10 protein-coding genes are annotated in these 12,605 nt (G+C 67.0%); 8 read left to right on the forward strand and 2 right to left on the reverse strand.

Annotated features, from left to right (window positions below; all coding sequences use genetic code 11):
- Positions 1 to 27: 27 nt before the first annotated feature.
- Entirely contained in the window at positions 28 to 2,307 is a 2,280-nt protein-coding gene (locus ACXYMN_RS09045) for an NADP-dependent malic enzyme (RefSeq protein ID WP_459013255.1), read from the reverse strand.
- Positions 2,308 to 2,860: 553 nt separating this feature from the next.
- On the opposite strand from ACXYMN_RS09045, the gene ACXYMN_RS09050 reads away from it, so the two are divergent.
- The 6 genes from ACXYMN_RS09050 to ACXYMN_RS09075 all read left to right on the forward strand — a co-directional run bounded on the left by ACXYMN_RS09050 (position 2,861) and on the right by ACXYMN_RS09075 (position 8,591).
- Complete coding sequence (locus ACXYMN_RS09050) at positions 2,861 to 3,253, forward strand: cytidine deaminase (protein ID WP_459013257.1); 393 nt, start codon at positions 2,861 to 2,863, stop codon at positions 3,251 to 3,253.
- Positions 3,253 to 4,566: a thymidine phosphorylase gene (locus ACXYMN_RS09055; RefSeq protein WP_459013258.1), complete on the forward strand. Its 1,314-nt coding sequence runs from the start codon at positions 3,253 to 3,255 to the stop codon at positions 4,564 to 4,566. Before ACXYMN_RS09050 ends, ACXYMN_RS09055 begins: the two co-directional genes overlap by 1 nt.
- 142 nt (positions 4,567 to 4,708) lie before the next feature.
- Positions 4,709 to 5,917 carry a phosphopentomutase gene (locus ACXYMN_RS09060; RefSeq protein WP_459013259.1) on the forward strand — a complete coding sequence of 403 codons (1,209 nt, stop codon included), beginning with the start codon at positions 4,709 to 4,711 and terminating at the stop codon, positions 5,915 to 5,917.
- A complete protein-coding gene (locus tag ACXYMN_RS09065) occupies positions 5,914 to 6,924 on the forward strand; it encodes an adenosine deaminase (protein ID WP_459013260.1) in 1,011 nt (336 codons plus the stop codon). The genes ACXYMN_RS09060 and ACXYMN_RS09065 overlap by 4 nt, the downstream gene beginning before the upstream one ends.
- Positions 6,921 to 7,553: a uracil phosphoribosyltransferase gene (gene upp, locus ACXYMN_RS09070; protein WP_459013261.1), complete on the forward strand. Its 633-nt coding sequence runs from the start codon at positions 6,921 to 6,923 to the stop codon at positions 7,551 to 7,553. The genes ACXYMN_RS09065 and upp overlap by 4 nt, the downstream gene beginning before the upstream one ends.
- 69 nt (positions 7,554 to 7,622) lie before the next feature.
- Positions 7,623 to 8,591 (forward strand): hypothetical protein, encoded by a 969-nt coding sequence (locus ACXYMN_RS09075; RefSeq protein ID WP_459013262.1) that lies wholly within the window; start codon positions 7,623 to 7,625, stop codon positions 8,589 to 8,591.
- A gap of 72 nt (positions 8,592 to 8,663) precedes the next feature.
- Here the strand turns inward: ACXYMN_RS09075 and ACXYMN_RS09080 are convergent, their stop codons facing one another.
- Positions 8,664 to 9,692 (reverse strand): hypothetical protein, encoded by a 1,029-nt coding sequence (locus ACXYMN_RS09080; protein WP_459013263.1) that lies wholly within the window; start codon positions 9,690 to 9,692, stop codon positions 8,664 to 8,666.
- 148 nt (positions 9,693 to 9,840) lie between these two features.
- On the opposite strand from ACXYMN_RS09080, the gene ACXYMN_RS09085 reads away from it, so the two are divergent.
- Together ACXYMN_RS09085 and ACXYMN_RS09090 are read left to right on the forward strand one after the other, a co-directional pair.
- Positions 9,841 to 10,494 (forward strand): sulfotransferase family protein, encoded by a 654-nt coding sequence (locus tag ACXYMN_RS09085; protein ID WP_459013264.1) that lies wholly within the window; start codon positions 9,841 to 9,843, stop codon positions 10,492 to 10,494.
- A 209-nt stretch (positions 10,495 to 10,703) separates the two neighbouring features.
- Positions 10,704 to 12,596 carry a propionyl-CoA synthetase gene (locus ACXYMN_RS09090; RefSeq protein WP_459013265.1) on the forward strand — a complete coding sequence of 631 codons (1,893 nt, stop codon included), beginning with the start codon at positions 10,704 to 10,706 and terminating at the stop codon, positions 12,594 to 12,596.
- Positions 12,597 to 12,605 lie beyond the last annotated feature (9 nt).

The raw sequence follows: 12,605 nt of genomic DNA on the forward strand, positions 1-12,605 counted from the left end.
CGGGAGCGCCCGCCCCTCCTCCCCGGCTCAGCTGTATTTCGACACCGGCGTTCCGGCCAATGCTGCCATGTTGAGCAATCCGCGCGCCGTGATCGACGGCGTCACGATATGCGCGCGATTGCCCATCCCCATCAGGATCGGTCCGACCTCAAGCCCCTGCGCCTTCATCTTGAGGATGTTGCGCACGCCCGACGACGCGTCCGCGTGGGCAAAGATCAGCACGTTTGCCTTGCCGATCATGCGGTTGGTCGGCAGAAGCCGCGCCCGCAGATCGGGGTCCAGCGCCGTTTCCACGCTCATCTCGCCCTCATAGCTGAAATCGCGCGGCGCATGATCAAGCAGCGCCATCGTGGCGCGCATCCGCGCGGCGGCATCGCTTGACTGGCTGCCGAATTGCGACTGCGAACACAGCGCGATGTTCGGCTCCAGTCCGAATCTGCGCACATGCCGCGCGGCCCCCACCACGGTGTCGGCGATCTGTTCGGGCGACGGCGCGCTGTGCACATGGGTGTCGGCGATGAACAGCGGCCCGTCCTCGAGGATCATCAGCGACAGCGCCGCCAGCGGATGCAGCACCTCGGTGGCCAGCACCTGCTCGATGTAGTTCAGATGCCAGCTGTATTCGCCGAAGGTGCCGCAGATCAGGCTGTCGGCTTCCCCGAGATGAACCATCACCGCACCGATGGCCGTGGAATTGGTGCGCATGATCGCGCGGGCCAGGTCGGGGGTCACGCCGCGCCGCGCCATGACCTCGTGATAGGTGCCCCAGTAGTCGCGGTAACGCGGGTCGTTGGCCGGGTTCACGATGTTGAAATCGCGCTCGGGCCGGATGTCGAGGCCAAGGCGTTCGCAGCGCGCGTTGATCACCTCGGGCCGCCCGATCAGGATCGGCTGCTCGGGGGTTTCCTCCAGGATCGCCTGCGCCGCGCGCAGCACGCGTTCGTCTTCGCCCTCCGCAAAGACGATGCGCCGCGCCGCCGTCGCCGCCGCCTCGAAGACCGGCCGCATCAGCAGCGACGACCGGAACACCGATGCGCGCAACTTCGCCTTGTAGGCTTCCATGTCCTCGATCGGGCGCTCGGCCACGCCGGACGCCATCGCGGCCTGCGCCACCGCCACCGACACCGTGGCCGACAGCCGCGGATCGAACGGCTTCGGGATCAGGTAATCGCGCCCGAAGGTCAGGCTTTCCCCGGCATAGGCCGCGGCGGCCTCGGCACTTGTGGTTGCCCGCGCCATCGCGGCGATGCCCTCGACACAGGCGATCTTCATGTCGTCGTTGATGGTTGTCGCACCGACATCCAGCGCCCCGCGAAAGATGAAGGGAAAGCACAGCACGTTATTGACCTGATTGGGAAAATCGGATCGCCCCGTGGCGATGATCGCGTCGGGCGCGACCTTGCGGGCAAGGTCCGGCATGATCTCGGGGTTGGGGTTGGCCAACGCAAATATGATCGGGTTCGACGTCATCTTGCCGACCATTTCGGGCGTCAGTACATTCGGTCCGGACAGGCCGAGGAACATGTCCGCGCCCTCGATCGCCTCGGCCAGCCCCATCGCCTTTGTGCCCTGCGCGTAGGCCGCTTTTTGCGTCGTCATGTCCGTTTCGCGGCCCGCGTAGACCAGCCCCTCGATATCGCAAAGCCAGACATTCTCGCGCTTGACGCCAAGCTTCAGCAACATGTTCAGGCACGCGATCCCCGCCGCGCCGCCGCCGGTCGAGACGATCTTGATCTCCTCGAACGTCTTGCCCGCGATCTTCAGCGCATTGACCGCGGCGGCCCCGACCACGATCGCGGTGCCGTGCTGGTCGTCGTGGAACACCGGGATGTTCATCCGCTCGCGGCAGATCTCCTCGACCACGAAGCAATCGGGGGCCTTGATATCCTCGAGGTTGATCGCCCCGAAGGACGGCTCCATCGCGCAGACGATCTCGGCAAGCTTCACCGGGTCCGCTTCGTTCAACTCGATGTCGAAGCAATCGATTCCGGCGAACTTCTTGAACAGGACCGCCTTGCCTTCCATCACCGGCTTTGATGCCAGCGCGCCGATATTGCCCAGACCCAGCACCGCGGTGCCGTTGGTGACCACCGCGACAAGGTTGCCGCGCGCGGTGTAGCGCGACGCGTCCTTCGGATTGTCGCGGATCTCGAGGCAGGCCTCCGCCACACCGGGCGAATAGGCCCGCGCCAGGTCACGCCCGTTGGCCAGCGGCTTGGTCGCCCGGATCTCGAGCTTACCGGGCTTGGGAAACTCGTGGTAATCGAGCGCAAGCTGCCGCTGAGTGTCTGACGTCTGATCGGACATGACGAACCCCTTCCCTGTGGTCGCAATCAGAGCTATCCGAATTCAAACGCGCCGGGAAGACGCAAGCGGCCTCGGCCTTCAAGGCCCGCACGGCGCGCGGCGTCGCACCTTGGCCGGATGACCCGGTGCCGCCTTGGGTCCCGCGCAGGCTGCCCGCGCTGGCTATTCGCACTGGCAATTCGCACGGATTTCCGCGCGGACTTCGCGCAATTCCTCGCGCCTTGCAGGGGTGCAACCATCTGCGCGGCGGTTCCCGCCAGTGGCAGTGGGCATCGCGCCCCTTTCCGGGTGCCGCCCTTCGCCGCGCGCAGTCCGCGTCGCCCGCCCATCGCAGTCCGCGTCGCCCGCCCATCGCAGTCCGTGTCGCCCGCCCATCATCGTACCCTGTCGCCCGCCCGTCGCAGCACGGTGTCGTCGCTCCAGGCGCGATGGCGTTTCCGCACCGCACTCGAAAGAGCCATGCGCACCTCCGATTGCCGCGGGTTCAGCCTTGCAGTGTCGCGGCGAAGGTTTCACCATATGCTTCGACCCCGACACGAAAGGTCCCTTTTTCATGTCCCTTCGCGATGCCGCCCTCGCCGTGCGCCGCCATGCCTATGCCCCCTACAGCAACTTCCAGGTGGGGGCCGCGCTGACCTCTTCTTCGGGCGCCGAGTTTCGCGGCTGCAACGTCGAGAATGTCGCCTACCCGGAGGGCACCTGCGCCGAGGCCGGTGCCATCGCCGCCATGGTGGCCGCGGGCGAAACCGAGATCGCGTCGCTCTACGTCGTGGCCGACAGCCCGGCGCCGGTGCCGCCCTGCGGCGGTTGTCGGCAAAAGATCGCAGAATTCGCGGGACCCGGCCTGATGGTCACGCTGGCCACGCTGGACGGAACCGAGGTCACGCTCAGCATGGGCGAACTGCTGCCCGGTGCCTTCACCACCGCGCATATGGACCAACCGTGATGGAACCCGCCCGCCTGCTGGCCGGATTGCGCCGGGGTGAAGCGCCCGATGAGGAGGATCTTTGCGCGTTTGCGCTTGGCCTGGCCGACGGGTCCGTCTCGGATGCGCAGGCCGGGGCCTTTGCGATGGCGGTCTGTCTGGGCGGCCTGTCGGATGACCTGCGCACCGCCCTGACCCGCGCGATGCGCGATTCGGGTCACAAGCTTGCCTGGGACCTGCCGGGGCCGGTGCTTGACAAACACTCCACCGGCGGTGTCGGGGATTGCGTCAGTCTCGTTCTTGCGCCTGCGCTGGCAGCGCTCGGCATCTATGTGCCGATGATATCCGGTCGCGGGCTTGGACATACCGGCGGCACCCTCGACAAGCTCGAATCGATCCCCGGATTTCGCACCGCGCTGCCCGAGGCCGAATTCCGGGCCGTGGTGCGCGAAACGGGCTGCGCCATCGTCGGCGCATCGGCGGATATCGCACCGGCCGACCGCCGCCTCTATGCGGTGCGCGACGTCACCGGAACGGTCGCGTCCATCGACCTGATCACCGCATCCATCCTTTCGAAAAAGCTGGCCGCCGGGCTTGAAGCGCTGGTCCTCGACGTGAAGGTCGGCAGCGGTGCGTTCATGAAATCCGAAGCCGAGGCCCGCGCGCTCGCAACATCGCTTGTCACGACCGCCAACGACGCCGGATGCCCGACCGTGGCGTGCCTGACGGACATGAACGAACCGGTCGCTCCGGCGCTGGGCAACGCCCTCGAGATGGTGGAAACGATGCGCGTTCTGCACGGCAAGGCCGACGAGGACTGCCGCCTCAAGGCGCTGACGGTGCATCTTGGCGGCGCGCTTCTGGTCCGGGCGGGCCAGGCGTCCGACATCGCCTCGGGCGCCCGGGCCATCCGCGCCACCCTCGATGACGGTCGCGCCGCGGAAAGCTTCGGGCGCATGGTCTACGCCCAGGGCGGCCCGCTGGGCTTTGCCGACACGCCGATGCGCTTTCTGCCCGAGGCCACCGTGATCCGCGAACTGAAGGCCGACCGCGCCGGCCATGTCGCCGGTATCGACGGCGAGGCACTTGGCCTTGCCGTGGTCGCCCTTGGCGGCGGCAGGCGGGTCGAAACCGACGCGGTCAACCCGGCTGTCGGCCTGTCGGACCTGCTGCCGCTGGGCGCGCGTGTCGACAAGGGGCAGCCGCTTCTGCGCATCCACGCGGCCCGCGTCGCGGATGCCGATGCCGCCGAGGTGGCCTGCAGGGCGGCGCTGCGCATCGGCAAGGCCGGGGCCATCGGCCCCCTGGTGATCGACACCATCGGGATGACCTGAGGGCCCATATGCCCGATGCCGCCACCTGTTCACGCCCGCCGCGGCGCGCGCCCGCCACAGGGTCAGGCAGTGTCTCGCCTTGCTCAAAACCGCTGCCCGCGCTAGGCCGCTGATCACCCGTTGCATTTGTTCAGGTAGCCGCATGCCCCGTGCCTTTCTTGTCGTGATGGATTCTGTCGGTATCGGCGGTGCGCCGGATGCGGATGGATTCTTCAATGACGGCACGCCCGATATGGGGGCGAACACGGTTCTGCATATCGCCGAGGCATGCGCCACGGGCCGCGCCGAAGAGGGGCGCAGCGGGCCGTTGCACCTGCCCCATCTCGATGCGCTGGGCCTGGGCCGGGCGGTCACGCTTGCCTCTGGTGCCGTTGCCCCCAATCTGACGGCCACGCCCCACGGGTTGTGGGGGGCGGCAACAGAAGTGTCGCGCGGCAAGGACACGCCATCGGGCCACTGGGAACTGGCGGGCCTGCCGGTACCTTGGGATTGGCACTATTTCCCCGATGCCAACCCCGCCTTTCCGGATGCGATCACGCAAGAGGTCTGCAAACGTGCCGGAACCGACGGCATCCTGGGCAATTGCCACGGCTCCGGCACCGTCATGCTGGACCGATTCGGTGAAGACCACGTAAAGACCGGCTGGCCGATCTGCTACACCTCGGCAGACAGCGTCTTCCAGATTGCGGCGCACGAAGAAAGGTTCGGACTCGAACGTCTGTTAACACTTTGCAAGGACATCGCCCCCATACTGCACGAGATGCGTGTGGGCCGCGTCATCGCCCGCCCCTTCGTGGGCACACCCGGTGCATTCCAGCGCACCGGCAACCGGAAAGACTATGCGATCCGACCGCCGAAACCGATCCTGACGAACTGGGTTCAGGATGCCGGGCGGCATGTCCTTGCGATCGGCAAGATCGGCGATATCCTGTCGATGGAGGGGATCGACGAGGTGCGTAAAGGCACGGATGCGGCATTGATGACGCATCTTTCGGATGCGCTGGGCACGCAGCCCGACGGCAGTCTGACATTCGCCAATTTCGTCGAATTCGACAGCCTTTACGGGCATCGGCGCGACGTCTCGGGCTATGCCCGCGCGCTGGAATGGTTCGATGCCGAACTGGGCAAGCTGTTGCCAAGGTTGCGCCCCGGCGACCTGTTGTGCCTGACCGCAGATCACGGCAACGACCCCACCTGGATCGGCACCGACCATACCCGCGAACGCGTGCCGGTGCTGGTTGCCGGTCTCGGATCCGGCCAGTTGGGCCACATCGCCTTCACCGACGTCGCGGGGCGGATCGCCCGCCACCTCGACATTCCCGTGCCACCCGCCGGAGGGACTGCGCCATGAACCACACCGAGGACACGCTTGCCGTCATCGCCGACCTGCCCAAGCTGGAGCTGCACCTGCACCACGAAGGGGCGGCCCCGCCGGCCTTCATCCGCGGCCTCGCGCAGGAAAAATCCATATCGCTCGACGGCGTGTTCGACGCATCCGGAGGCTATGCGTTCAGCGGTTTCGAGCGGTTCCTGCGAACCTACGAGGCCGCGACATCGGTGCTGAAATCCCCGCAGGATTACGCCCGGCTGACCACCGCGCTGCTGGAGGAATGCGCGGATAACGGCGCCGTCTATGTCGAGTCCTTTTTGTCGCCGGATTTCTGCGGCGGCGGCGATCTGGGCGCGTGGCGCGAATACCTGCACGCCATCGAAGAGGCCGCCGCGGCCGCGGAGCGCGACATCGGCATCACCCTGCGCGGCATCGTCACCTGCGTGCGCCATTTCGGGCCGGACAAGGCCCGTCGCGCCGCCCGCTGCGCAGCGGAAACCGCCGGCGGTTTCATCACCGGCTATGGCATGGGCGGGGATGAAAACATGGGCGAGCTCGGGGACTTCGCCTACAGCTTCGACATGGCGCGCGAAGCCGGACTGCACCTGACCGTGCATGCGGGCGAATGGCGCGGCCCCAGCGAAGTGGCGGCGGCGCTCGACGAATTGCGGGTCGCGCGTATCGGCCACGGGGTGCGCGCGATCGAGGATCACGCGCTGGTCGCGCGCCTGGCCGAAGAAAACATCTGCCTCGAGGTCTGCCCCGGCTCGAACGTGGCGCTCGGGGTCTATGACAGCCTGTCGCGGCACCCGATCCAGGCCCTGCGCGACTGCGGCGTGCCGGTGACCGTCTCGACCGACGACCCGCCGTTCTTCCACACCACCCTGCGCGACGAATACCGCGCCCTTGCCCAGACCTTCGACTGGCAGGCGGATGCGTTTCGCGCCCTCAATCAAACCGCTCTGGCACATGCGTTTTGCGACGACGACACCCGCAAGACCATTGCCAAACGACTGGAGGCCGCATGACTGACATGCTCAAGATCGTCCAACACCCGCTGGTCCAGCACAAGCTGTCGCTGATGCGCGAGAAAGAGACCTCGACAGCGCTGTTCCGGCAGCTTCTGCGCGAGATTTCGCAGTTTCTGGCCTACGAGATCACCACCGACCTGCCGATGACGACCAAACGGATCGAAACGCCGATCCAGGCGATGGATGCGCCGGTGCTCGATGGCAAGAAGCTGGCCCTGATCTCGATCCTGCGGGCTGGCAACGGTCTTCTGGACGGCGTACTTGAACTGGTCCCCTCGGCGCGGGTCGGCTTCGTCGGCCTCTACCGGGACGAAGAAACGCTCGAGCCGGTGCAATACTACTTCAAGGTGCCCGAAGATCTGGCGGATCGGGTGACCATCGCGGTCGATCCGATGCTGGCGACCGGCAACAGCTCGGTCGCGGCGATCGACCTGCTCAAGCAGGCCGGGGCAACCAACATCCGGTTTCTCTGCCTTCTCGCCGCGCCCGAGGGGATCGCCCGCATGCAGCAGGCCCACCCCGACGTGCTGATCGTGACCGCCGCGGTGGACGAAAGGCTGAACGAAAAAGGCTATATCGTCCCGGGCCTTGGCGATGCCGGGGATCGCATGTTTGGAACTAAATAAGCCGTGAGAGCGCTTTACAGGCGCTAATTGTTGGGGCATCGTGCCTGAAACGCCTGTGGGGGGCCCAATATGAAAATGACACGGTTCGTGGCGCTGACCTATATGGCGGTCGCGCTTGGTTTTGCAGGACATGTGCAGGCGCAGCAAAGCGCCACCGATGTGCCGCAGGAATTTCCACCGGCAAGCTATGACGGGCGGCAATATGTCGACAGTCGCGGCTGCGTCTACATTCGCGCGGGCATCGACGGGGCGACCAGCTGGGTGCCGCGGGTGGACCGGGGGCGCAAGCATGTCTGCGGTCAGACGCCCACCCTGGCGCGGTCCGCCACCACCCGCACCGCCGCGCAGCCGACCTCCGGCGCCGAGCAAATCACCCTGAACCCACCGGCATCGTCCGCGCCCCGGACCGCGCCGCCGCCTGCCCCGGCGCCCCAGCCCGTGGCGCGTCAGGCCCCGGCGCCGAAACCGCAGGTGGTCAAGCCCGCGCCCCGGATCGTGCGCACCGCACCGGCTCCGGCACCCAAGCCCGCGCCTGCGCCGCAGCGTGTCGTGCGCCGGGTCGCCCCGGCACCGGTTCCGGCCCCGACCGCCCAGGCCACCGGATGCCGCGGCGCCTCGGCGGTGTCGCAGCAATATATCGGCAACAGCCAGGGGCTTCCGGTGCGCTGCGGATCGCAGCAAAGCGGCCATGTGACCGTCATTCGTCGCGGCGAAGCGCCGACCGAGGGCAAGAACGTCTACATCCTGCGCGGCTATGACGACAGCAACCTGCGTCTCGCCCCGAACCGGCCCGAACGCTACATGGTGCCCGATCAGGTCTATGCGACGCTGCGGGTCGAACAGGAAACCGTGGTGCCCCCGGGCTACACGCGCGCCTGGACGGACGACCGCCTGAACCGGTTCCGCGCCTATCAGACCATGTCGGGGTTCTTCGACACCCAGCAGGTCTGGACCAATACCGTGCCGCGCAAGCTTGTCGCCACCGCAAGCCGCCACAGCATCAAGCCCGCGGTCATCGTGATGAACGTGCGCAACTGACCGCGACGCCGCGCAGGGCAGATCAGGCCGCGGACCCTCGGGTGCGCGGCCGTTTCACATCTTGGGGGCGCGTCAGCCGCCGCAGATCGCCTGCAAGCGGATCCATTCGGCATCGGTCAGCACCGGCAGGCTGCCTTCCGCCTTGCGCGGATCGGCCTCGATCAGGGGCAGCGTCGTTTCGCCCGTCATGTCCAGCGCGTAGGCGTACGGGGTCGATCGCAGCTCGGCTCCGGCAAAGGCGGCAAGCAGCCTGTCGCGGTCGACATCGGGGCGGGCGGCAGACAGCAGGTTCTCGGCATAGGCGTCAAGCGCGCCCTCGGGCAGATCGCCGGTGGTCAGCAGTTTCAGCGTCGCGAACAGTCCGGCGGTTTCAAGCAGGTCCACCAGCGGGTCCGACACCTGCGCCCGCACCGCTTCGGCCAGCACGTAGCCCGCGGTCACGTCCGGGTCTTCGGGGTCCTCGACCAGCGTGTGGTTGATCAGGATGCGGCCCCCCGGCAGATGCGCGGTCTCGGCCACGCCGCCGCGCAGCACCGTCAGATCGCCGCCGCGTTCGGGGCCCAGCACCCGTCGGCCCAGCGCACGCAGCGCCTCTTCGGCCTCGGGCGCGGCGCAGGGGCTGCCCGCCACGCGCGCGATCCGGTCAAGCAGCGCGGTGCCGATCTCGTCGCGTTTCACCGCGGGCACGACGTTGGACGAGTAGTTCAGCAGCGCGCCCGGCAACCAGAACACCGCCCCCGCCAGCACCGCCGCGGCGATGCCGCCGCCGATCCAGACCCGCACCTTGCCGGGGTGCGGGCGCGATTTCTCGATGGCGCGCAGGACCTTGTCGATCCCGGCGATCATCTCCTCGGCATCCGCCCCCAGTTCAAGCGTTTCACCGGGATCGCCGTCGGGATGATACAGCGCGGGCACCTCGCCCCTTGGTGTGGCACGCCGGACGGCGGCCAGCGACCAATGCGCCTGCGGCTGATCCCTGAGGTCGGCGATCGTCAGCGTCGCATCCCCCAGCGACACGACGACCTCGCGCCGCTGGGCGTCGGCACTCGCGCGCCAAAGGCCGGACGCCTCAAGGCGTTGATATTGCGTAAGTGCTGTCATGGCGTGGCGGGGCTGCTCTGCCTCATTGGTTTGCGCAAAGCTATCACGAGCACGCGATGGTGGGCAATGTCCCGCGCCCCGGTCTGCGTCGCCGGCTATTCCGCGCCCGGGGCATTGCGTCCGCCCGCCCGCGCCCTATCGTGGCGCTATGATCATCTCGCCCGGGCGCGGCTATCTTTTCGTGCACATTCCCAAGACCGGCGGCACCTCGTTTGCGCTGGCGCTCGAGGCGCGGGCGCATCGCGACGACATCCTGATCGGCGACACACCGAAAGCGGTGGCGCGCCGGGGCCGGTTGCGCAAGCTGACCGCGCGCGGACGGCTCTGGAAGCATTCGACGCTGGCCGATATCGACGGCGCGCTGCCCGACGAGACGCTGACCCGCCTGCAGGTCGTCACGCTGATCCGCAACCCTTGGGACCGGATGGTCAGCTACTATCACTGGCTGCAGATGCAGACGTTCGACCACCCCGCCGTCCGCCTTGCCCGGGCCAGCGATTTCGCCGGGTTCCTGAACGATCCGGCCAATGCCGCCGCCATCGCGCGCGCGCCCTACCCGTCCTACGTCACATGGCCGAACGGCGCCGAGGCGCGCACGCTGTTCCTGCGGCTCGAGCACCTGACCGAGGATCTGCCGCGCTTCGAGGCGCGCTTGGGCTTTACGCTGGATCTGCCGCATGCCAACCGGTCCGGGCGGGCGCGCGACTGGCGGGGCTACTACACCGATGCGACCCGGGACCGGGTGGCGGCGATCTGCGCCAGCGACATCGCGCGCTTCGACTACCGGTTCGACGCCGACTGATTCTGTTTCTGCAAAGCATGACTTTGCAAACTCGTCGAAATTATACAGGATTTGCGCGAAAACCGGCGGCTTTGCAAAAGTTTGCAGGCGCTAACAGGCCAATCGTGCAAATTTATTTTTCGACCCCGCGCCGAATCCGACCGCGACGCTTGCCAGAAGGCCGGGCACGCCCCTAACTCGTCGCACAAAGACCCCGAGGAGGAAACATCATGTCTTACGCAAGCGTTTATCAGGCCTGGAAGGATGATCCAGAGGGCTTCTGGCTCGAGCAGGCCCGCGCGATCGACTGGGACGAGGCCCCGACACAGGCGCTCTTCGATCGGGGGAACTACATCTACGAATGGTTTTCGGATGCCAAGGTCAACACCTGCTACAACGCCGTCGACCGCCATGTGGAACAGGGCCGCGGCGAACAGGCCGCGATCATCTATGACAGCCCCGTCACCGACACCAAGCGCACCATCACCTATGCCCAGTTGCAGGAAAACGTGGCCCGGCTTGCGGGCGCGCTCAAGGCGCGGGGCATCGGCAAGGGCGACCGCGTCATCATCTACATGCCGATGATTCCCGAAACCGCCGAGGCCATGCTTGCCTGCGCGCGGCTCGGCGCGATCCATTCGGTTGTCTTCGGGGGCTTTGCCGCGAACGAACTGGCGGTGCGGATCGACGACGCCCAGCCAAAGGCGATGATCGCGGCCTCCTGCGGGATCGAGCCGGGCCGCACCGTGGCCTACAAGCCGCTGCTCGACGGGGCAATCGAGCTGGCCAAACACAAGCCGGATTTCACGCTGATCTTCCAGCGCCCCGAGCTTGAAGCCGACCTGATTGCGGGCCGCGATCACGAATGGCACGCCTTCCAGCAGGATGCCGACCCCGCGCCCTGCGTGCCGGTCGAAGGGTCGCACCCGGCCTATATCCTGTACACTTCCGGCACCACCGGCGCGCCAAAGGGCGTCGTGCGCCCCACCGCCGGGCATCTGGTCGCGCTCAACTGGACGATGAAGAACATCTACAACGTTGACCCGGGCGACGTCTTCTGGGCCGCTTCGGATGTCGGCTGGGTCGTCGGCCACAGCTATATCGTCTACGGTCCGCTGATCGCGGGCAACACCACCGTCCTGTTCGAGGGCAAGCCCGTGGGCACGCCCGATGCCTCGACCTTCTGGCGCGTCATCGCCGAACACAAGGTGCGCAGCTTCTTCACCGCGCCCACCGCCTTCCGCGCCGTCAAGCGCGAGGACCCCAAGGCCGAGATGATGAAGGGCCACGACCTCAGCCAGTTGCGGGCCATCTACCTTGCCGGCGAACGCGCCGATCCCGACACCATCGAATGGGCGCAGAACGTCACCGGCAAGCCGATCTACGACCACTGGTGGCAGACCGAAACCGGCTGGACCATCGCCGGGATGCCCGCCGGGATCGAGGCATTGCCGGTCAAGATCGGCTCTCCCTCGGTGCCGATGCCGGGCTATGACGTGCAGATCGTCGACGAAGGCGGCCACCCGGTCGCGCCCGGCGAACTGGGCGCCATCGCCATCCGCCTGCCGCTGCCCCCGGGCACGGTGCCGACGCTGTGGAACGCCGAGGACCGGTTCCGCAAAAGCTATCTGACGCATTTTCCCGGCTTTTATGAAACCGGCGACGCGGGCCGCATCGACGAGGATGGCTATCTCTACATCATGGCGCGCACCGACGATGTCATCAACGTCGCCGGTCACCGGCTGTCCACCGGCGGCATGGAGGAAGTGCTGGCCGGGCATCCGGACGTGGCCGAATGCGCGGTGATCGGCGTGGCCGACGACTTCAAGGGCCAGTTGCCCATGGGGTTTGTCTGCCTGACCAAGGGCGTCGATCGCCCGCATTCCGAGATCGAGGCGGAATGCATCAAGCGCGTCCGCGACCAGATCGGCCCGGTCGCGGCGTTCAAGCTCTGCCGCGTGGTCGACCGTCTGCCCAAGACCCGCTCGGGCAAGATCCTGCGCCGCACCATGGCCAATATCGCCGATGGCACGGAGTTCAGGATGCCCGCCACCATCGACGACCCCGCCATCGTCGACGAGATATCCGAAGCGCTCAAGACGCTGGGCTATCCCAAGGGCTGACCACGAGGC

The sequence above is a fragment of the Roseivivax sp. CAU 1753 genome (genome assembly GCF_054482575.1).

What these genes read in the sequence shown, in the direction of transcription:
- ACXYMN_RS09045 (WP_459013255.1), bottom strand. Translation starts at nt 2,307, where the DNA reads ATGTCCGATCAGACGTCAGACACTCAGCGGCAGCTTGCGCTCGATTAC.
- ACXYMN_RS09050 (WP_459013257.1), top strand. Translation starts at nt 2,861, where the DNA reads ATGTCCCTTCGCGATGCCGCCCTCGCCGTGCGCCGCCATGCCTATGCC.
- ACXYMN_RS09055 (WP_459013258.1), top strand. Translation starts at nt 3,253, where the DNA reads ATGGAACCCGCCCGCCTGCTGGCCGGATTGCGCCGGGGTGAAGCGCCC.
- ACXYMN_RS09060 (WP_459013259.1), top strand. Translation starts at nt 4,709, where the DNA reads ATGCCCCGTGCCTTTCTTGTCGTGATGGATTCTGTCGGTATCGGCGGT.
- ACXYMN_RS09065 (WP_459013260.1), top strand. Translation starts at nt 5,914, where the DNA reads ATGAACCACACCGAGGACACGCTTGCCGTCATCGCCGACCTGCCCAAG.
- upp (WP_459013261.1), top strand. Translation starts at nt 6,921, where the DNA reads ATGACTGACATGCTCAAGATCGTCCAACACCCGCTGGTCCAGCACAAG.
- ACXYMN_RS09075 (WP_459013262.1), top strand. Translation starts at nt 7,623, where the DNA reads ATGAAAATGACACGGTTCGTGGCGCTGACCTATATGGCGGTCGCGCTT.
- ACXYMN_RS09080 (WP_459013263.1), bottom strand. Translation starts at nt 9,692, where the DNA reads ATGACAGCACTTACGCAATATCAACGCCTTGAGGCGTCCGGCCTTTGG.
- ACXYMN_RS09085 (WP_459013264.1), top strand. Translation starts at nt 9,841, where the DNA reads ATGATCATCTCGCCCGGGCGCGGCTATCTTTTCGTGCACATTCCCAAG.
- ACXYMN_RS09090 (WP_459013265.1), top strand. Translation starts at nt 10,704, where the DNA reads ATGTCTTACGCAAGCGTTTATCAGGCCTGGAAGGATGATCCAGAGGGC.